The following is a 21,359-nucleotide window of genomic DNA, read 5'->3' on the forward strand; positions in this document are numbered from 1 at the left end:
GGGATTGATGGTGCAGTGGGGCACTGATCAGTGCCCTACCGTTTAGGAGAACATGAAATGGCAAACGTCGTAGCAACCAATACTTTTTCCCTGTCCGCACAGCGTCACCTGGCCAAAACCGAAACCGGCATGGCGACCGCAATGGAGCGTCTGTCGTCCGGCCTGCGCGTCAACAGCGCCAAGGACGACTCGGCGGGTCTGGCCATTGCCGAGCGAATGAATGCCCAGGTTCGCGGCATGAACGTCGCGATCCGCAATGCCAGCGATGGTGTTTCTCTGGCACAGACCGCTGAAGGCGCTCTGCAGCAGGTTTCCGATACGCTGCAACGCATGCGTGAGCTCGCAGTGCAGTCCGCCAACGCCACCAACAGTGCCAGTGACCGTGCCAACCTGGATGCCGAGTTTCAGGACCTGGGTGCAGAAGTGGGCCGGATTCTGACCTCTACGGAGTTCAACGGTCTGAAAGTTCTGGCAGGGGACGCAGGTGCCCAGATTTTTCAGGTTGGTGCCAATAACGCGGGCGACAATCAGATCACCGTAACCACAACCGACCTGTCGGCCGCTGCTAGTATTACCGCAGTCACTGGTGGCGCCATTACCGATGTCGCCACCTCGCAGGCCGCAATGGACAATATCGATACGGCAATCGATACCATCACCACCGAACGTGCGACCCTGGGTGCCGCCCAGAACCGTTTCGAAACCACCATTCAGAACCTGCGCAACGCCTCGGAAAATCAGGCAGCGGCCCGTAGCCGTATCATGGATGCCGACTTCGCGATGGAAACCGCGGCCCTGACCAAGGCGCAGGTGCTGCAGCAGTCCGGTATCGCAATGCTGGCCCAGGCCAACCAGGCACCGCAGGCGGTTCTGAGCCTGCTGCGCTAATTCAGGCATAAGTCTGCAACTCAAACGGCACGCTCAGGCGTGCCGTTTGTGTTTTTACGGAGCCTTCAAGGCAACGCTTGCGCTTGAAAATTGACGCCCTATGCCTTATTAATGCTGCTCGAGTGTCATTAATTTGACTGCCGGCACCCGGGACGGGCAAGGGACAATGCGGCCAGGTTTGCAGATTCAGCTGATAGAGGACGACCGGGAGCGGCGCGAGCGGCTGGCCGGGTTGCTGACGTTTGTCGGGTTGCGGGCGGTTGCGACCGATTTCGTCTCCTGGCTGCAGCGGGGCGATGACGCCGTCGACGCCTCGCTGATCCTGCTTGGCGAATGCCGCCTGCCCCTGTCGCTGGAAAAGCTGCTGACGGAGCTGCGGGCGCAGGATGCCGCCATGCCGGTGATTCTGGCGAATGACTGGAGCGAACAGGCCTCCTTGCCGTCCGAGCTGAAAAGCATGCTTATCGGTGTGCTGTCGCCGGATCCCGATTACGCCACCCTCGTCGATCTGCTGCATCTGGCCCAGGTGTATCGCCAGCAGTCCGGCAGCGAGCAGAGCTGCCTGATGCACCTGTTTCCCGACCTGGTCGGCGCCAGCCTTTCGCTGCAGGGCGTGCGCCGGATGATGGCGCAGGTTGCCGAGCGTGACGTCAGCGTGCTGATCACGGGCGAGTCCGGTACCGGCAAGGAAGTGGTGGCGCGCTGTCTGCACGAGCATTCGTCGCGCCGAGACGGCCCCTTTGTGCCGGTGAACTGCGGCGCCATCCCGGCTGACCTGCTCGAGAGCGAGCTGTTCGGCCACGAGAAGGGGGCTTTTACCGGCGCCATCTCCAGCCGTGCCGGGCGTTTCGAGCTGGCGCAGGGCGGCACGCTTTTCCTCGACGAAATCGGTGACATGCCGTTGCCGATGCAGGTCAAGCTGCTGCGTGTGTTGCAGGAGCGCCGCTTCGAACGGGTCGGTGGCAGCAAAACCCTGGATGCGGACGTGCGCATTCTGGCCGCGACCCACAAGAACCTGGAGCGAATGATCGAAGGTGGCGACTTTCGCGAAGACCTCTACTACCGACTCAATGTCTTTCCCATCGAGCTGCCCGCGTTGCGCGAGCGCAACGAGGATATCCCCCAGCTGATCGACGAGCTGTGCCGCCGCCTGCGCCGACAGGGACTGGGTCAGCTGCACTTTCATCCGGCGGCGCTGGAATCCCTGCAGCGGCACCCCTGGCCCGGTAACGTGCGGGAGCTGGCGAACCTGCTGGAGCGGCTGGCGATCCTCTACCCGGACGGCGTGATCGGGGTGTCGGAACTGCCGGCCAAGTTTCGCCATGTCGAAGAGCCGAATCCTGGCCGTTACCGCAAGGCGCCGGCGGCAACAGCGACCACCGGCGATCAATTGCCGGACGCCGGCGCCCCGGCTGAGCCGGCGCTGCCGGAAGCGGGCATCGATCTGAAAGCCCATCTGGAGACCCTGGAGCAGGCCCTGATCGAACAGGCGCTGCAGGGCTGTGACGGCGTCGTGGCGCGGGCGGCGGACAGGCTGCAGGTGCGTCGCACGACCTTAGTCGAGAAAATGCGCAAGTACGGGATCAGCAGAAAATGACGCCGGTGCAAGCACAGGCCCGGATCGCCGAGCTGGAGGCGCAGCTGACCGAGGCACGCGGCGAGCTCGAGCGCGAACGCGAGGCTCACCGTCAGGAGCGCGAGCACGCCGCCCGGCTGGTGGAGCGGATGCGCAAGCTGCTCGACCTGCTGCCCGCCGGCGTCATCCTCATCGGTGGTGACGGCCGTGTGCGTCAGTGCAATCCGGCCGCCGCCGATCTTCTCGGCGAGCCGCTGCAGGGCGAGCCCTGGATCGATATTATCGGGCGCAGTTTTTCGCCGCGCAGCGACGACGGCCACGAGGTGTCGCTGCGGGACGGTCGTCGCGTCAGCCTTGCCACCCGGGCGATGGAAAACGAACCGGGGCAACTGGTGTTATTGACCAACCAGACCGATACCCGCCTGTTGCAGTCGCGCCTGGCCCATTACCAGCGGCTGTCGGAAATGGGGCGTATGGTGGCGTCGCTGGCGCACCAGATCCGCACGCCGCTGTCGGCGGCGCTGCTCTATGCCGGCCATCTCGGTCGCGCCGAGCTGACCGCCGAGCAGCGAATTCGCTTTGCCGGCAAGGTGAAAGCGCGTCTGACCAACCTCGAGCAGCAGGTGCGCGATATGCTGGTCTTCGCCCGCGGCGAGACCCGTCTCGACGATAGTGTCACGACGGAAGAGCTGTTTCGCGCCATCGAAGACATGCTCGATGCGCCGCTGTCACAGCAGGACGCCGACTGCGACTGTCGCAACGACGCGCCAGGCGTTCGCCTGCAGTGCAATCGCGAAACGCTGCTGGGGGCGCTGCAGAACCTGGTCGACAATGCGCTGCAGGCCTGCGGCAGCGGTGCCGAGCTGCAGCTGACGGCGCGCATCGAGGATGAGCATCTGCGTCTCGAGGTGGCCGACCAGGGCCCGGGGATGGATGCGGATACCCGCGAGCAGGCGTTGCAGCCGTTCTATACCACGAGGTCTCACGGCACGGGACTCGGTCTTGCGGTGGCCCAGGTCGTGGCCCGGGCGCACCACGGCCGTTTCGAACTGGAATCCGCGCAGGGAGTTGGAACGCGCGCGGCGATATTGTTACCGTTTTTGCGTGAGGCGTGAGGCGTGAGGCGTGAGTCGGTGCGGTTCGTTGCACTCACCGGCACCCTACGTTGCCGGAAAGAATTGTAGGGTGCCGGTAAGCGAAGCGCACCGCACCGATAGGGCGAAGTGTTGCAACCATTTACAGGGACACCGGGAAATAGATGAGCATCAAGGTACTGATCGTCGAGGATGACCGCGAGTTGCGCGAGGCGCTGGCGGATACACTGGAGCTCGCCGGCATGGGGTATCTTGAGGCGTCGGATGGTCTGCAGGCGCTCGAGGTCCTCAGGGGCAATACCGTCGATATCGTCGTCAGCGATGTCAATATGCCGGGTCTCGACGGCCATGGTCTGCTGGCGAAGCTGCAGCAGACTCACCCCTGCCTGCCGGTGGTGCTGATCACCGCCTTCGGGCAGGTGCAGAAGGCGGTCGAGGCGATCCGTGCCGGCGCCGTCGACTATCTGATGAAGCCCTTCGAGCCGGAACAGCTGGTCGAGACCGTTCGTCGCTTTGCCAGCGGCGTGCGTGCCGGGGCTCAGCAGTCGCCGGTTGCGGAGGAGGGCGCCAGTCGCCAGTTGCTGCAGCTGGCGCGCCGGGTCGCCGCGACCGATTCGACGGTGCTGATTACCGGCGAGTCCGGTACCGGCAAGGAGGTACTGGCGCAGTACATCCACCAGCACTCCGCACGCGCCGACAAACCCTTCGTTGCCATCAACTGCGCGGCCATCCCCGAGAATATGCTCGAAGCGACGTTGTTCGGTTACGAAAAGGGCGCCTTTACCGGGGCCTATGCCAGCAATCCGGGCAAGTTCGAGCAGGCCGACGGCGGCACCCTGCTGCTCGACGAAATCAGCGAAATGGATCTTGGACTCCAGGCCAAGCTGCTGCGGGTGCTGCAGGAGCAGGAGGTGGAGCGTATCGGCGGGCGTAGGACCATCAGCCTGGACGTCCGGGTGCTGGCGACCAGCAACCGGTGCCTGGAGGCCTACGTCGCCGACGGCAAGTTTCGCGAGGATCTCTACTACCGGCTCAACGTTTTTCCGCTGCAATGGCTGCCGCTGCGCGAGCGCCCGGCCGATATCGTGCCGCTGGCGGAACGGCTGCTGGCCAAGCACTGCGCCAAGATGCACCGGCCGCCGGCGCAGCTGGATGGTGACGCCCGGCTGTGCCTGCGCGAGCATGCATGGCCCGGCAACGTGCGCGAGCTCGACAACGTCATTCAGCGGGCTCTGATTCTGCAACCCGGCGTGCGGATCGGCAGGGAGGACCTGCACCTGGCGCCCGGCGCCATCAGCCTGAGCCAGTTCGCCGCGGCATCGTCCGCGCCGGCGCCGGAGCCGGTTGTGTCGAACGAGCCGCCGGGCCAGCTCGGCTCAGATATGCGCCATCACGAGTTTCAGCTCATTGCCGACGCCCTGAAGCAGTTCGGCGGCAGCCGCAAGGAGGCGGCGGAGAAGCTGGGGGTCAGCCCGCGAACGCTACGCTACAAGCTGGCGAAGATGCGCGAGTGTGGATTCGAGGTTTGATGTCCGATGTTACGCCCGAGAGGCGACGCGCAACCTGTCACGCGCAACCCGTCACCGGTGTCTATCCTTGTCAATCAGCACCAAGGTCGCAGGCGTCGGGCGACGAACGTCTAATACAAAGCAGCCCGGTGGGTTCGGTATAACACTAGGCAATCATGCCGCTGGTCGAGTGCTTGGCCGGCGGTCAACAATTACAACAAGCAAGCTAAGGGCACCCGAGATGAGTGAAGTGAAGGTTCACCCGGTCAATCCGGAATTCGCCGCCAAGGCGCACATCGACAACGCCAAGTATCTGGCGATGTACGAACAGTCTGTCAACGATCCCGACGCTTTCTGGGGCGAGCATGGCAAACGCATCGACTGGTTCACCCCCTACACCAGAGTCAAGAATACCTCCTTCGATCCGCACAACGTCGACATCCGCTGGTTCGAGGACGGCACACTCAACGCCTCCTACAACTGCCTCGACCGTCATCTGGAAACCCGTGGCGATCAGGTTGCCATCATCTGGGAAGGCGACGATCCCAGCGAATCGGAAAACATCACCTACCGCGACCTCTATGAGCGCGTCTGTCGCTTCGCCAATGCGCTGAAGGCCCAGGGCGTCGAGAAGGGCGATGTGGTGACCCTGTATCTGCCGATGATTCCGGAAGCCGCGGTGGCGATGCTGGCCTGCGCGCGACTGGGGGCGGTTCACTCGATCGTGTTCGGCGGCTTCTCGCCGGAGGCGCTGGCCAACCGTATCGAGGGCGCCGAATCCAAGCTGGTCATTACCTCCGACTACTCCCTGCGCGGCGGCAAGGTGGTGCCGCTCAAGACCAACGTCGACAAGGCGCTGACCGATCCGGCGGCGGCCAAGTTCGTCGAGAAGGTTGTTGTGGTCAAACGTACCGGCGATGACCTGGCCTGGCATGACCACCGCGACGTCTGGTACCACGAGATCACCGAGAAGGCGTCGGTCGAGTGTCCGGCCGAGGAAATGGATGCCGAAGCACCGCTGTTCATCCTCTATACCTCCGGCTCCACCGGCAAGCCGAAGGGGCTCAAGCACACCACCGGCGGCTATATGGTCTATGCCTCCATGACCCATGAGTACGTCTTCGACTATCACGAAGGCGATATCTACTGGTGCACCGCGGACGTCGGCTGGGTTACAGGCCACAGCTACATCGTCTACGGCCCGCTGGCCAACGGCGCCACCACCCTGATGTTCGAGGGCGTGCCGAGCTATCCGGACAACAGCCGCTTCGGCCGCGTCATCGAGAAGCACAAGGTCAACCAGTTCTACACCGCGCCAACCGCCATCCGCGCGCTGATGCAGCAGGGTGAGGATGTGCTCGGCGACTCCGATCTGTCGAGCCTGAAGCTGCTGGGCTCGGTGGGCGAGCCGATCAACCCGGAAGCCTGGGAGTGGTACCACCGCGTCGTCGGCCAGGGTCGCTGTCCGATCGTCGATACCTGGTGGCAGACCGAAACCGGCGGCATCATGATCGTGCCGCTGCCCGGCGCCACCGACGCCAAGCCGGGGTCGGCCACCCGGCCGTTCTTCGGCGTGCAGCCGGCGCTGGTGGACAACGAGGGCAACGAGCTCGAGGGCGCCGTCGACGGCAATCTGGTGATCAAGGACTCCTGGCCGGGCCAGAGCCGTTCGATCTGGGGCGACCACGAGCGCTTCGTGCAGACCTACTTCTCCACCTTCAAGGGCATGTACACCACCGGCGACGGCGCCCGCCGCGACGAAGACGGCTTCTACTGGATCACCGGCCGCGTCGACGACGTGCTCAACGTTTCCGGCCACCGCATGGGCACCGCCGAGATCGAATCGTCGCTGGTGGCGCACCCGGCGGTTGCCGAAGCCGCGGTGGTCGGCTATCCGCACAACATCAAGGGCCAGGGCATCTACGTCTACGTGACGCTGCAGGCAGGTTTTGATCAGTCCGAGGAGCTGCTCAAGGAATTGCGCAACTGGGTGCGCAACGACATCGGTCCGATCGCCTCGCCGGATCTGATCCAGTTCGCACCGGGCATGCCGAAGACCCGCTCCGGCAAGATCATGCGCCGGATTCTGCGCAAGATCGCCGAAGACGATTACGGCAGCCTCGGCGATACCTCGACCCTGGCCGATCCGTCCGTGGTCGACGATCTGATCGAGAACCGCCTGAATCGGAAGTGACGAGTGACGAGTGACGAGTGACAAGTGACGAGTGACGGGTAACGGCTTGGCACGTTTCGCTTAGGCTCAAGGTGCCCTACGGTTATCGCGCGCCGGTAGGGCGCACGGAGCGAAGCGAACTGCGCCGTCGCGTAACCCGTAACGCGTCACCGGTAACCCGTAACCAGTAACCCGTCACATCCCTGTACAAACCCCGCTTCTGAACGTCCCTGTTCTCGCGGGATAAGTACATCCCTGTACAAAAAGCCTCCCGGCCTCTGGTCGTGGAGGCTTTTTGTATTTAAAGTCAGGGCATCGCCACGATACAGCGTCGTGGCGGAGGGCGGTCCGCCGGATGCGGACAACTCGCAGGGATTCCTATAATAAAAGCCTGGCTGGGCACCAAAAGGGGAGAGACAGTATGCAGTTAGCACAAAAGATCATCATCGCCGACGACCATCCGTTGTTTCGCGCGGCGCTGAAGCAGGCTGTCACTCAGGCCGTGCCGGGCGTTGAGACCGTCGAGGCGGATACCCTCGAAGCGGTGCAGGAAGCGGTCGAGCGGCACGATGACGCCGATCTGGTGCTGCTGGATATCCATATGCCAGGTGCCAATGGCTTTTCAGGCCTGGTGTTCCTGCGCGGCCAGAATCCCGGTATGCCGGTGGTTGTTGTGTCCGGCAGCGAGGAAGTACAGGTGATGAAACGCGCCATCGAATATGGCGCCTCCGGCTTTATCCCCAAGTCGGCGCCGCTTGAAGTGATCTCCGAAGCCATTACCGCGGTGCTGCAGGGCGAGGAGTGGCTGCCGCAGGAAATCGCCGAGAGCCTCGAGGAGGTTTCCGCCGAGGACCAGGAGTTCGCCGAGGCGCTGGTGTCGCTGACGCCGCAGCAATTCCGGGTGCTGAACATGCTGACCGAAGGGTTGCTGAACAAGCAGATCGCCTATGAGCTCAATGTTTCCGAGGCCACCATCAAGGCGCACGTCACCGCCATTTTGCGCAAACTCGGCGTGCACAGCCGCACCCAGGCGGTGATCGCCGCGCAACGCCTCGGTGTCGAGCCGCCGAAAACCGAACTGGGATGAAGTGTCGGGTGGCGGGGTACGCGTGACCCGATCGGACGCACGAACCGGAGGGTGGGTGGAGCGATGCATCCCATTAATTCGAAGGTTTTCCGCTGGTTACGGTCCTTCGGACCGGGACCCAACCTACGAAACTGGCCCCTGTAGGAGCCCACTCCGTGGGCGAATTATTCCGGCAGGGAGGTTGTTCGCCCGCGGAGTGGGCTCCTACAATTTCCCGTCACCCGTCACCCGTCACCCGTCACCCGTCACCCGTCACCCGTCACCCGTCACCCGTCACCCGTCACCCGTCACCCGTCACCCGTCACCCGTCACCCGTCAATCAAACGGGTGCTATGGTCGAACCTGAGGCATTCGCGGCGAGGGCGCCGCTCCCACTGCTGGCCGTGAGCTTGTTGATCATTGCGCGCAGGGCCGCAGGCTTGACCGGTTTGGTCAGCAGCAGTGCGCCGGCGTCGGCGACCTCGTCGCGCACGCTGTCGGTGCGGTCGGCAGTGATGATCACCGCCGGTATCTCCCTGGACCAGAGCGGCGCCAGATCCCGCAGTGCCATCAGGCCGGTATAGGTTTCGTTGAGGTGGTAGTCGGCGAGGATGATGTCCGGCTCCGTTTCCGTTTCCGTTTCCCGCAGCCGCTCGCGGGCCTCGTCGACGCTGAGCGCCGTGATGGGTTCGCAGGACCAGCCGGCCAGCAGGGCCCGCATGCCTTCGAGGATCTTCGGCTCGTTGTCGATCACCAGAACCTTCAGGCCGTTGAGGCCCTTGCTGCGAATCCAGCCGCGCTGGTCTGCCTTCGGCTTGACGGCCTTGGCCGGATCGCCCAGGGGCACCTCGACGCTGAACAGGGTGCCGCGACCGGGCCAGGATCTTACCTGGATCCGGTGTCCGAGCATCCGCGCGATACGGTCGGTGATGGCAAGACCGAGACCGAGCCCCTTGACCTGGCTGTGCTTGGGATTGTCGATCCGTCTGAACTCCTCGAACACCTCGTCGATCCTGTCCGGCGCGATGCCGACACCGGTATCCCAGACTTCCAGCCGCAGGCAGTCGCCGCGTTTGCGCGCACCCAGCAGGATCTTGCCCTGCTGGGTGTAGCGTACGGCATTGGAAAGGAAGTTCTGCAGGATGCGGCGCAGCAGAGCCTGGTCCGAACGCACCACCTGACGGCTGTCGCGCCAGCGCAGCTGCAGTTGTTTCTCGCCCGCCACCACGCTGAATTCGGCGCTCAGGTTGGTCAGCATCTGGCTGATGGAAAAGTCGGTGATATTGGGCTCCAGGGCGCCGGCGTCCAGCTTGGAAATATCCAGTATCGCCGTGATCAGTTCCTCGGCGGCCTTCAGCGAACCGTCCAGGTTGCGCACCAGCTGATGGGTACTGGCGTCGTGGCTCTGCTGGTCCAGCGCCGAAGTGAACAGGCGCGCGGCATTGAGCGGTTGCAGCAGATCGTGGCTGGCGGCGGCCAGGAAGCGGGTCTTGCCGAGGTTCGCCGCCTCCGCGTCGGCCTTGGCCTGGCGCAGTTCGTCCTCGATCAGGGCGCGCACGGTATTTTCCTTGCGCAGCTCGCGGTTAACGCTCGACAGTGCCTGGGTGCGTTCGCGCACGCGCAGCTCCAGCGTCTCGTTGGTTTCCTTGAGCGCCAGTTCCGCCAGGCGTCGCTCGGTGATGTCCTGGTAGAGAGTGAACTGGCCGGTAACCCGTCCCTGTTCATCGCTGTGCGGAATGTAGGTGACTTCGGCGTAGCGGCGCGGGGCCGACGCCGAGCGGGTCGGCATCACCGATTCGAACCGCACCCGCTCGCCCTTCAGGGCCCTGTCGATATGGCGGTCGCGGTCCGCCAGCTCCTGCGGGCTCAGCACGTCGCGATAGCTCAGACCCTGTACATTGTGGCGGTCCAGTCCGAAAGCGTCGGCGTAGGCCTTGTTGACGAAGAGGTAATTGCCCTTGTTGTCGAGATAGGCGATCAGGATCGGCACGTTGTCGGTGTAGGTGCGAATATTCTGCTCGCTCTCGCGCAGCGCAGCCTCGATGCGTTTGTGGCTGGTAATGTCGGTGTAGGTGGTGACGAAACCGCCATTGGGCATGGGGTTGCCGCGTACCTCCACCACGGTGCTGTCGGGCCGGTAGCGTTCATAGACGTGGGGTCTGGTGTCCTGCAGGCTGGCCATGCGCTGCTGCACCAGTTCCTCGATGTCGCCCTCGCCGTACTCGCCCTGGCCGGCGTTGTAGCGGAAGATTTCCTCGATCGGCCGGCCTACGCAGATAAGCCCGTCGGGGTAGCGGAACATTTCCAGATAGCGCCGGTTCCAGGCGACCAGGCGCAGCTGCTGGTCGACCACGCTGATGCCCTGGGTGATGTTCTCGATGGTCGACTGCAGCAGCGAGCGGTTGAAGCGCAGTGCTTGGGAGGCTTCGTCGACGATGGTGACGACGTCGCCGATCTGCATCTCCTTGCCGCGCAGAATGGAGGCGAGCACGATGCGGGCCGAGGAAGCACCGATCACGCCGGCCAGCAGGCGTTCGGTGAACTGGATCATTTCGGAGGTGGCCCGGTCACCGGACAGCGGCGGCTTCTCGTTGCGCTGCGTCGAGAAGCCGGCAAATGCCTGGCGGGTGCGGCTGGCGCCGAGGAATCGTTCGGTCAGCATCTGCAGGTCGCCGACGGTGACCTGGCCGTAGTGCCGGCCGGTGTCGAGCAGTTCCTTGCCGTAGACGTCGACGAAGGCGCTGGCCTGGATGCGATCGACCAGGCGCGAGCTGCTGTAGTGGGACAACAGGGTATACAAAAAGCAGTTGACCGCGAGACTCCAGAAAACGCCGTGCGTCAGGGGTTCGAGGCCATCGGGTCCGCCCAGACCGAAGATATTGGTCGGCGCCAGCAGGCCGTCGCTGGTGATGTGCGGCGGCAGCAGGCTGTTGGAGATCAGGTTGGCTTCGAGCAGGGTCGGAATCACCAGGGTATAAATCCATAGGAAGAAGCCGCCGCAGAGCCCGGCCAGGGCGCCGTAGCGGTTGCCCCTCTTCCAGTAGATGCCGCCGAGGATCGACGGCAGGAACTGAATGGCGGCGACGAACGCCAGCAGTCCGAACGAAGCCAGCGAGCCCTGGTCGCCGAGGATGCGGTAGTAGAAATAGGCCAGCAGCAGCAGGCAGACGATGGTGATGCGTCGCACCCGCAGCAGCAGCGCGCCGAGATCCTTGTTCTGATCCAGTCGCAGTTGCGGAATGCGCAGCAGCAGCGGCATCACGATATCGTTGCAGACCATGGTCGCGAGGGTCACGCTGGCGACGATCACCATGCTGGTGGAAGCCGAAAGGCCGCCGATGAAGGCGAAGGTAGCCAGTGCCTTGTAGTCCGCGGCCAGCGGCAGCATCAGCACGAAGGTGTCGGCGTCGACGTCGCCAGCGCCGAACATCAGGTAACCGGCGACCGAAATCGGCAGCACGAAGGCGGCCAGCAGTACCAGGTATAGCGGGAACAGCCAGCGCGCGGTACGCAGGTTGTCGACGTTGGTGTTCTCGACGATGGTGACGTGGAACTGGCGCGGCAGGCACAGTACGGCGCCGCAGGCCAGCAGGGTTTCGGTCAGGAAGCTTTCCTTGAACAGGGTACCGAAGTTTTCGTTGTAGCTGAGCTGCGAAACCAGATTGAACAGCATGTCGTCGAGTCCTTCGAAGACCTGGAAGGTGACGAACAGTCCGACCGACAGAAAGGCGGCCAGCTTGACGATCGACTCGAACGCCACCGCCAGCACCATGCCCTCGTGATGCTCGGTGGCGTCGATGTGCCGGGTGCCGAACAGCACCGCGAATACCGCCATCAGCAGCGCCACGAACAGTGCCGTGTCGTGGCCCTTGCTCAGGCCCTCGTTGGCGGCCGGCGCCAGAGCGTCGTAGCTGATCGCGACGGCCTTTAGCTGCAGCGCGATATAGGGAATGGTGCCGAGCACGGCGATCAGCGTGATCAGTATCGCCAGGCTCTGACTCTTGCCGTAACGCGACGACACGAAGTCCGAGATGGTGGTGATATTCTGTTCCTTGCTGACCAGGATGACCTTTTCGATCAGGCGCCAGCCGAAGATGAACACCAGCACTGGGCCGAGGTAGGTGGCGAGAAACTCCCAGCCGCTGGAAGCGGCGCGACCGACGGCGCCGTAGAAGGTCCAGGACGAGCAGTACACCGCAAGCGACAGCGAGTAGATCACCGGGTTGGCGGCGTAGGAGCGCCCCTTTGCGGTCGAGTCGCCGTAATAGGCGATGGCGAACAGCAGGCCGACATAGGCCAGCGAAATCAGAATGATGGACCAACCGGACAGCATGGATTCGCCGACTCCGAGTTATTCTTGTTGTTGGGTGGAAAGAGTTTGCTCATTCCACCTGTGAAACGGGCCTGCCGTGCCGCAGTCCGTGCCGTCTGTGATAAATCGATCTGCACTGCGATCGATACGACGGGGTTCGCCGCCCCGGGGAACGGTGCCAGGCACAAAGGTACTGCCGGTGGCGGCTTGGCCCGTCCTACCCGTTCCGAACCGGGCGTGCCGTATTCGATGGGTTGCGCCGCCATGGACAACGCTGCCAGGCGCAAATCGACTGCCGGCGGTGGCTCCACCCATCCTACAAAATCCCGTCGCCTGTGCAGTCGCCATACGACTATTGTATAACCCCTGGGGCGTGCTGCGCCCCTGTTCGGTAAAAAGTCCGCTAAATCCTTTGTTTTCAGATGGTTAATGCATGAGTTCCGGCCCGCTGGCGGCCGCTCTTTGACTAAAGTCGGGGCTTTGCAGCGCCGGACTCTTTGTTAGATTCAGACTGTTCCTCCATTTCAACAACAATAAAGGTATGCGGCTATGTCCATGAGTGTTGAAAAAGCCAAAGCCTACTGGAGCGAAAACCTGCGCATCATCAGTACCTACCTGGTGATTTGGTTCATCGTTTCCTACGGTTTCGGGATCCTCTTTGTTGAGCAGCTGAACGCCATTCAGTTCTTCGGTTTTCCGTTGGGCTTCTGGTTCGCCCAGCAGGGCTCCATCTTCGTTTTCGTCGTTCTGATCTGGGCCTACGTGTTCAGCATGAACAAGCTCGACGAAAAATACGACGTCCACGAATAACAACGATAATCATCAGCTGAGGGCGGTAGCATCATGAGTCTCGATTTATTGACATACCTCTTTATCGGGGGATCCTTTGCGCTCTATATCGGTATTGCGATCTGGGCGCGCGCGGGGTCGACCAAGGAATTCTACGTCGCCGGCGGCGGCGTGCATCCGGTCGCCAACGGCATGGCGACTGCGGCGGACTGGATGTCGGCGGCATCCTTCATTTCCCTGGCCGGTATCGTATCCTTCGTCGGCCGTGACGGCTCCGCCTACCTGATGGGCTGGACCGGCGGCTACGTGCTGCTGGCGATGCTGCTGGCGCCCTACCTGCGCAAATTCGGCAAATTCACGGTGCCGGACTTCGTCGGTGACCGCTATTACAGCAACACCGCCCGCACCATCGCGGTGGTCTGTACCATCGTCATCTCCTTCACCTATGTTGCCGGCCAGATGCGCGGCGTGGGTATCGTGTTCTCGCGCTATCTGCACGTCGATATCAACACCGGCGTCGTTATCGGTATGGCGATCGTGTTCTTCTACGCCGTACTCGGCGGCATGAAAGGCATCACCTACACCCAGGTGGCGCAGTACTGCGTACTGATTCTGGCATTCACGGTGCCGGCCTTCTTCCTGTCGGCGCAGGTGACCGGCCACTTCCTGCCGCAGACCGGCCTCGGCGCCACCCTCGGCAACGGTCAGTCGGTACTGGCGACCCTCGACCAGCTCTCCACGGATCTCGGCTTCAAGGCCTATACCGAGGGCAGCAAGTCGACCGTCGACATGTTCTTCTTCACCATCGCCCTGATGGCCGGTACCGCGGGTCTGCCGCACGTTATCGTGCGCTTCTTCACCGTGCCGCGCGTCAAGGATGCCCGTACTTCCGCTGGCTGGGCGCTGATCTTCATCGCCATTCTCTACACCTCCATCCCGGGTGTGGCCGGCTTCGGTCGCGTCAACCTGATCCAGACCGTCAACGGCGCCGACAATACCGGTACCGCCTACGAGTCGATGCCCTCCTGGTTCAAGAACTGGGAGAATTCGGGTCTGATCGGCTGGGTTGACCACAATGGCGATGGCAAGGTGCAGTACGCTGCCGGCAACGCCTTCGAAGGCGGCAAGCCGAACTTCATCGAGGGTACCGGCGAGCACGGCGAGCGCATGGTCTCCAACCCGAACACCGCGCCGGTGGCCGTGAACGGCGCACCCTTCGCCAACGAAGTCTATGTCGACCGTGACATCATGGTGCTGGCGAACCCGGAAATCGCCAATCTGCCCAACTGGGTCATTGCGCTGGTGGCGGCCGGTGCCGTAGCGGCGGCACTGTCGACGGCTGCGGGGCTTCTGCTGGTCATCTCGACCTCCATATCCCATGACCTGATGAAGAAGACCATCAACCCGAACATCACCGACAAGCAGGAGCTGATGTACGCCCGACTGGCCGCCGTAGTGGCGATCTGCGTGGCCGGCTACTTCGGCATCAATCCTCCGGGCTTCGTCGCCCAGGTGGTGGCGCTGGCCTTCGGCCTGGCCTGTGCCTCGGTGTTCCCGGTCATCGTCATGGGTATCTTCAGCAAGCGCATGAATACCCAGGGCGCCATTACCGGCATGGTCGTCGGTCTGGTCGTGACCATGGCCTACATCATCTACTTCAAGTTCATGGGCGGCAGCGCCGACCAGTGGATCTTCGGTATCTCGCCGGAAGGCTTCGGTACCGTTGGCATGCTGCTGAACTTCGCGACTGCCTACACCGTCGCTGCGATGACCCCGGAACCCCCGGAAGACATCCAGCACATCGTCGAGGATATCCGTATCCCGCGCGGTGCCGGTACGGCTCACGCCCACTAAACTGAACCGGGCCGTTCGGCTCGAATGACAAAGGGCACACCGGCAATCCGCAGGTGTGCCCTTTTTTAGTTACGGGTTCCGGGTTCCGGGTTACGGGTGACAGGTAACGCGTAACACGTCATCTGGTGCTCTGTGTCACCGATCCCATGAAATCTCAGCCACATACCGGGAGTGGCCCATGTCTTCAACATTCACTTTCGACAATCTCCCGTTCAGCCTGCTGGAAGAGGCGGAGCGTGAGCATCTGTTGCGACATCTCGATATCGCCTACTACCAGAAAGGGGAAACCATACTGGCGGCCGGCGATGTACCCGAAGGCGTCTATATCATCCTCAAGGGACGGGTGAGCGAAAACGACGTGCGCGAGGCCGATCGTGCCGAAGCTCCGCAGCAGCCTTACGTGCACTATGAGGACGAGGACTACTTCGGCGGCTGGTCGGCGCTGCGGGGGCGGGCGATTCACAACTTCGTCGCCGAGGAAGAAACCATCTGCCATGTGCTGCCGACCGCGACGCTGCTCGAGCTGGTCGCCGGCAACCCGAGCTTCGCCGACTACTTCCAGCAGAACCTGGCGGCCAAGTCCGAGATCGTGGCGCAGCACGGCCAGGATCAGGATATCGCCGAATTCATGCTGGCGCGGGTCGACAGCGGGCTGGTGCAGCAGCCGCTGAACGTGCTGGAGGGCACCAGCATCCGCCAGGCCACCGAGCTGATGCGCGAGCAGATGGCGGACTGTGTGCTGGTGCGCAAGGGCAATCGTCACGGCATGATCACCAAGACCGATCTGCTCGAGGCGCTGGTGCTCAAGGGGCTGCCCCAGGAAACCGATATCGCCGAGATCGCCAGCTTCCGCCTGATCACCATCAGCCCCGAGGACTATCTCTTCAATGCCCTGGTGCTGATGACCCGGCAGCACATCGAGCGTCTGGTGGTGATGCGCGGCGAGGAGCTGGTCGGCATCGTTTCGCTTACCGATATTCTCAGCTTCTTTTCCAGTCACTCCCACGTGATCGGTTTGCGTATCGAAAGGGCCCAGACCGTGGAGGATCTGCGCCAGGCGGCGCGGGGGCTGAACGACCTGATCCGCTCGCTGGTGTCCCATGGCGTCAAGGTCCGCTTTATCATGGACCTGCTCTCGGCGATGAACGGGCGGGTCATGGCCAAGCTGTTCGATCTGATGGTGCCGCCGGACATGCAGCCGCATGTCTGCCTGATCGTGATGGGCTCGGAAGGGCGCGGCGAACAGATACTCAAGACCGACCAGGACAATGCCATCATCCATCGCGACGGTCTCAGCTGGCCCGGCATGGCCGAGATGCTGGAGCGCTTCAGCGAAAGGCTGATAGAGTTCGGTTACCCGCCCTGTCCGGGGCACATCATGGTGTCCAATCCCGAGTGGGTCAACTCGCTCGGCGACTGGACCACCCGGCTGGGCGACTGGGCCGACAGCTGCGAAGGGGAGGCTGTGATGAGGCTGGCGATCGCCGTGGATGCCAAGCCGGTGGCCGGCAACCCCGCGCTGTTCAAGGCCGCCCGCAACTGGTTCCTGCGGCATCTGCGCAACAACGACGTATTCTTTTCCCACTTCGCCCGCGCCGCGCTTGAGTTCGACACGCCGCTGACCTTCTTCGGCAATCTGCGGGACAAGTCGCAGCTGGATATCAAGAAAGGTGGTATCTTTCCGATAGTGCACGGTGTCCGCACCATGGCACTGGAGCAGCGCATCCTCGCCACCAACACCTTCACCCGGATCGATCAGCTGGTCGAAGGGGGGTTGTTGCAGGCCGAGCAGGGCGGCGAGCTGGCCGAAGCGCTGGGCTGGTTCGTGCAGCTTCGTCTGCGCCATCAGATCCGGCGCCTGGAGTCGAGCGAGAAGGATCCGACGCCCAATCTGGTCGATCTGAAAACCCTGAACAAGATGGAGCGCGAGTTGCTGCGCGATGCGCTGCACGTCGTGAAAGGATTCAAGCGTCACCTGGCGCAACGCTATCATCTGGAGGTGTGATGAAACAGCAACGGAGTTTCGTTTGCCATCCGGCCCTATGGCGCATCGAAAACCGGGAGGTAAGATGATCATTCCCCGCAGCATCCGGCGCTTCAAGGAAAGGCTGGATCAGCGCGACGGCAACTACGCCTGGCTGTTCGAACCCTATCAGGGCGACGAGCTGGTGTCGCTGGACTGCGAGACCACCGGACTCGATGTGCGGCAGGCGGAAATCATCTCGATCGGCGCGGTGAAGATCCGCGGCAAGCGGGTGCTCACCAGCGAGCGTCTCGATATCAGGCTCAAGCCGCCGGCCAGCCTGACCGGCGATTCGATCAAGATCCACAAGATTCGCGCGGCGGACCTGGCCGACGGTATCGAAATGGACGACGCGCTCGACCAGCTGCTGGCGTTCATCGGCAACAGACCCATTCTAGGCTACTACGTCAATTTCGATGTCCGCATGCTGGACAAGTACATGCGCCCGCGCTTCGGTTTCGGTCTGCCCAACAAAACGGTCGAGCTGTCCCACGTGTACCACGACATCATCAAGTGGAAGTCGGTCGGGGGCAGCGTCGATCTTCGCTTCGATACCATTGCCTCCAAGCTGGACGTGCCGATTATCGAACGGCATACCGCGCTCGGCGATGCCATCACGGTGGCGCTGATGTATGTCCGCCTGAAGCACGGCGAAGCGCCGGTGTAGGGGGCGCGCACGGCGTTACGTCTCAACTGCGCCTGACCGGATCCGCGATTGCGGGTTACGCGGTTTGGTTTTTCGTAGGTTGGGTCTAGCGACGAAGTCGCGTAACCCAACAACAACCTTTCGCGCCACCCGTCACCTCTCACGCCTCCGTCAAATAAAAACCATCTGTTTGGCGCACTAATTGCTTAACCCTCTCTGAATAATGATATAATTGACGCTTCGGTGACGTTTTTTTGTCGTTTCTGATTCATTGGCGGCTTGCTGATGTGAATCGGCGACATATAATGTCAAAAAACTGCCGAAGCAGCGGAAGGGAGGCTGTTATGGTAGATCGCGCCGATATCAATAGCGTGCTGATGCAGATGCGGGCTATCCAGGCTCAGGCCCAGCAGGGCGTGGCACCGGTTCAGCTGCCGGGGCAGGAGTCGCAGATGACGGCCGGGGCCGTCGACCGTACCGGTTTCGGCGAGCTGCTGAAAAACGCCGTCGACCAGGTCAACGAGCTGCAGACCGACGCCAAAAAAATGGCGACCTCGTACGAGCAGGGCGATGCCATGGTCGATCTGCCCCAGGTAATGGTCAGTATCCAGAAAGCGTCGGTATCCTTCGATGCAATGACACAGGTCCGTAACCGCCTGGTTTCGGCCTACGAGAACATCATGCAAATGCCGATCTGACCGGCATAAACACAACGGAACCCGACGCGGCTTTACCTGAATGGAAAACACCCCGGCGCCAACAGAAGGCGGTAGACGCGGCTTGATGGCCGGCTTCAGCGGCCTCTCGATACTGCGACAGATCGGCCTGATGGTCGGCCTCGCCGCCAGTGTCGCGATCGGCTTCGCCGTGGTGCTCTGGTCGCAGCAGCCGGACTACCGGGTACTGTTCTCCAATCTCTCCTTCGCCGACGCCAATCAGGTGATCGAGCAGCTGCGCCTTTACAACACTCCCTACCGCTTCGATGCCGAAGGCCGGGCCATTCTGGTACCCCAGGAACACGTCCACGAAGCGCGCCTTAAGCTCGCGGCCGAGGGCTTTACCGCCGACAAGAACGTCGGCTTCGAACTGCTCGACCAGGAACAGACCCTCGGCACCAGCCAGTTCATGGAAAACGCCCGTTACCGTCGGGGTCTCGAGGGCGAGCTGGCCCGTACCATCGCCAGTCTGGTGGCGGTGCGCAGCGCCCGCGTTCATCTGGCGATTCCCAAGAGTACCGTGTTCATCCGCGACGAGCGCAAACCCAGCGCGTCGGTCTTTATCGAGCTGTTTGCCGGCCGTCGCCTGGCGCCGGATCAGGTCGCCGCGATCGCCAGCCTGGTGGCTTCGTCGGTGCCGCAGATGGATCAGCGCGATGTCACCGTGGTCGACCAGAAGGGGCGCCTGCTCAATACCCGCGAGGTCGACGAGGATGTGGTGTTGGCGGCGAAGCAGCTGGAGTACACCCAGCGAATAGAGGAAACCCTGCTCAATCGCGTCAACAGCATCCTGCAGCCGGTGGTGGGGCTGGGCAACTACCGCGCCGAGGTGTCGGCGGATATTGACTTTACCGCGGTCGAGCAGACCAGCGAGATCTACAATCCGGACCTGCCGTCGCTGCGCAGCGAGCAGGTGCTCGACGAGAGCCGCGCCGGTCAAGCCGTTCCCGGCGGCGTGCCGGGCGCGCTGTCAAATCAGCCGCCAGGCCCGAGTCAGGTGCCGGAGCAGGCCGGCGGCGCCAACGGCGCTGCGCCGGGCGGTGGCCTCAGCGGCAGCAGCCGCAAGCAGGAAACCCGCAATTACGAGCTGGATCGCTCCATCAGCTACACCCGTCATCAGATGGGACGCATCCGTCGTCTGACCGTCGCGGTGGTGGTGGACGACCTGCCGGCTTCGGGTCAGGCGCCGCGCCAGCCCTGGACCCAGAACGAAATCGATCGCCTGCGCATTCTGGTGCAGGACGCCGTCGGCTATTCGCCGGAACGCGGTGACAGCGTCAACGTCGTCAATTCCCCGTTCGCCGCCCAGGAGATGCCCGCGGAGCCTGAGGACACGCCGATCTGGATGCAGGACTGGCTCTGGGATCTGGTCAAGCAGGTGCTGGCGGCGCTGTTCGTGCTGCTGCTGGTATTCGGCGTGCTGCGGCCGATTCTGAAGAATTTGGCGTCATCCGGCGCCGGTGACGCCAACGCGGGCCTTGGCAGCGCCGGCACCGTAACCGCCGAACTCGAGGGGCTGGAGGGGTCCGAGCTTGCCGAGGATCGCGTGACCTTCGGCAGTGGCGGCAGCGGCAGTGGCGACATGCTGCCGACGCCGAACGAGAGCTTCGAATACCAGATCAATACCATCCGTAGTATGGTGGCGGAAGATCCTGCGCGGGTGGCGCAGGCGGTGAAACAGTGGGTAAGGGACAATGAGTGACGGTGCCGCCGGCGGCGAACTGAGCGATATCGAAAAGGCCGCGATACTGCTGATCAGCCTGGGCGAGGCCGACGCCGCCGAAGTGCTCAAGCACCTGGGGCCCAAGGAGGTGCAGCGGATCGGCTACGCCATGACGCAGCTGGACAACGTGCCCCAGTCGCAGGTCGAGGCGGTGGTGTCGGATTTCATGCACGTGGTCAGCGATCAGACCGGTATCGGCATCAACAACGACCGTTATATCCGCTCGATGCTGAACCAGGCGCTGGGCGAGGAAAAGGCCAAGACGCTGCTCGATCGCATCCTGATGAGCACCAATACTTCGGGGCTGGATACGCTGCGCTGGATGGAGCCGCGCCAGATCGCCGAGGTGATGCGTTTCGAACATCCCCAGATTCAGGCGGTGGTTACCGCCTACCTGGACCCGGATCAGGCGGCCCAGGTGCTGACGTACTTCGACGAAAAAGTGCGCCTCGATATCCTGATGCGCGTCGCCGCGCTGGATCAGATCCAGCCCGAGGCGCTGCAGGAACTCAATGATCTGTTCGAGGTTCAGTTCACCGGCAGCGCCTCGAGCAAGAGCGCGACCCTGGGCGGCGTCAAGGCGACCGCCAATATCATGAACTTCATCGACAGCACCGTGGAAGCGGAGCTGATGGACGGCATTCGCGATGTCGACGAGGGGCTGGCGTCGCAGATCGCCGAGCTGATGTTCGTGTTCGACAACCTGATCGATGTCGACGACCGCGGCATCCAGGTGTTGCTGCGCGAGGTCTCGACCGATTTGCTGGTGGTGGCGCTGAAGGGGGCGGATTCGGGGCTGCAGGAGAAAATCTTCAAGAACATGTCCAAGCGTGCCGCCGAGCTGTTGCGTGATGACCTCGAAGCCAAGGGTCCGGTGCGCGTCAGCGAAGTCGAAACGGCGCAGAAGGAGATCCTTGCGGTGGCGCGGCGTCTGGCCGACGAAGGCGAGATCATGCTGGCCGGCAGCGGCGAAGAGATGATCTAGTGCCAT

General features: G+C 62.7%; 14 protein-coding genes. 13 read left to right on the forward strand and 1 reads right to left on the reverse strand.

Annotation, left to right across the window (positions count from 1 at the left end; translation table 11 throughout):
• Window positions 1-57 precede the first annotated feature (57 nt).
• From IEX85_RS16115 to IEX85_RS16140, 6 genes are all read left to right on the forward strand, one after another.
• Window positions 58-888 carry a flagellin N-terminal helical domain-containing protein gene (locus tag IEX85_RS16115; protein WP_188861638.1) on the forward strand — a complete coding sequence of 277 codons (831 nt, stop codon included), beginning with the start codon at window positions 58-60 and terminating at the stop codon, window positions 886-888.
• A gap of 166 nt (window positions 889-1,054) precedes the next feature.
• Window positions 1,055-2,485, forward strand: coding sequence for a sigma-54 dependent transcriptional regulator (locus IEX85_RS16120; RefSeq protein WP_188861639.1), 1,431 nt, complete (start codon window positions 1,055-1,057; stop codon window positions 2,483-2,485).
• Window positions 2,482-3,579 carry a sensor histidine kinase gene (locus tag IEX85_RS16125; RefSeq protein WP_188861640.1) on the forward strand — a complete coding sequence of 366 codons (1,098 nt, stop codon included), beginning with the start codon at window positions 2,482-2,484 and terminating at the stop codon, window positions 3,577-3,579. Before IEX85_RS16120 ends, IEX85_RS16125 begins: the two co-directional genes overlap by 4 nt.
• A 143-nt stretch (window positions 3,580-3,722) precedes the next feature.
• Complete coding sequence (locus tag IEX85_RS16130; protein ID WP_188861641.1) at window positions 3,723-5,087, forward strand: sigma-54-dependent transcriptional regulator; 1,365 nt, start codon at window positions 3,723-3,725, stop codon at window positions 5,085-5,087.
• A 220-nt stretch (window positions 5,088-5,307) separates the two neighbouring features.
• Window positions 5,308-7,260, forward strand: a complete 1,953-nt coding sequence (acs, locus tag IEX85_RS16135) for an acetate--CoA ligase (protein WP_188861642.1) — start codon at window positions 5,308-5,310, stop codon at window positions 7,258-7,260.
• Between the two features lie 400 nt (window positions 7,261-7,660).
• Window positions 7,661-8,326 carry a response regulator transcription factor gene (locus IEX85_RS16140; RefSeq protein WP_188861643.1) on the forward strand — a complete coding sequence of 222 codons (666 nt, stop codon included), beginning with the start codon at window positions 7,661-7,663 and terminating at the stop codon, window positions 8,324-8,326.
• A 319-nt stretch (window positions 8,327-8,645) separates the two neighbouring features.
• Here the strand turns inward: IEX85_RS16140 and IEX85_RS16145 are convergent, their stop codons facing one another.
• Window positions 8,646-12,638: a hybrid sensor histidine kinase/response regulator gene (locus IEX85_RS16145; protein ID WP_188861644.1), complete on the reverse strand. Its 3,993-nt coding sequence runs from the start codon at window positions 12,636-12,638 to the stop codon at window positions 8,646-8,648.
• A gap of 534 nt (window positions 12,639-13,172) precedes the next feature.
• Between IEX85_RS16145 and IEX85_RS16150 the strand changes: the two genes are divergently transcribed.
• From IEX85_RS16150 to fliG, 7 genes are all read left to right on the forward strand, one after another.
• A complete protein-coding gene (locus tag IEX85_RS16150; RefSeq protein WP_188861741.1) occupies window positions 13,173-13,427 on the forward strand; it encodes a DUF4212 domain-containing protein in 255 nt (84 codons plus the stop codon).
• A gap of 33 nt (window positions 13,428-13,460) precedes the next feature.
• Window positions 13,461-15,260, forward strand: coding sequence for a sodium:solute symporter family protein (locus tag IEX85_RS16155; RefSeq protein WP_188861645.1), 1,800 nt, complete (start codon window positions 13,461-13,463; stop codon window positions 15,258-15,260).
• Between the two features lie 178 nt (window positions 15,261-15,438).
• Window positions 15,439-17,265, forward strand: a complete 1,827-nt coding sequence (locus tag IEX85_RS16160) for a putative nucleotidyltransferase substrate binding domain-containing protein (protein ID WP_188861646.1) — start codon at window positions 15,439-15,441, stop codon at window positions 17,263-17,265.
• A 64-nt stretch (window positions 17,266-17,329) separates the two neighbouring features.
• Window positions 17,330-17,950, forward strand: a complete 621-nt coding sequence (locus IEX85_RS16165) for a 3'-5' exonuclease (RefSeq protein ID WP_188861647.1) — start codon at window positions 17,330-17,332, stop codon at window positions 17,948-17,950.
• 323 nt (window positions 17,951-18,273) lie between these two features.
• Window positions 18,274-18,627: a flagellar hook-basal body complex protein FliE gene (gene fliE, locus IEX85_RS16170; RefSeq protein ID WP_188861648.1), complete on the forward strand. Its 354-nt coding sequence runs from the start codon at window positions 18,274-18,276 to the stop codon at window positions 18,625-18,627.
• Window positions 18,628-18,667: 40 nt separating this feature from the next.
• Complete coding sequence (gene fliF / locus IEX85_RS16175; RefSeq protein WP_188861649.1) at window positions 18,668-20,347, forward strand: flagellar basal-body MS-ring/collar protein FliF; 1,680 nt, start codon at window positions 18,668-18,670, stop codon at window positions 20,345-20,347.
• Window positions 20,340-21,353, forward strand: coding sequence for a flagellar motor switch protein FliG (gene fliG, locus IEX85_RS16180; protein ID WP_188861650.1), 1,014 nt, complete (start codon window positions 20,340-20,342; stop codon window positions 21,351-21,353). Before fliF ends, fliG begins: the two co-directional genes overlap by 8 nt.
• The last annotated feature ends 6 nt before the right edge of the window (window positions 21,354-21,359 follow it).

It is taken from the genome of Marinobacterium nitratireducens (genome assembly GCF_014645375.1).
In the GTDB taxonomy this organism is placed as follows: domain Bacteria; phylum Pseudomonadota; class Gammaproteobacteria; order Pseudomonadales; family Balneatricaceae; genus Marinobacterium_A; species Marinobacterium_A nitratireducens.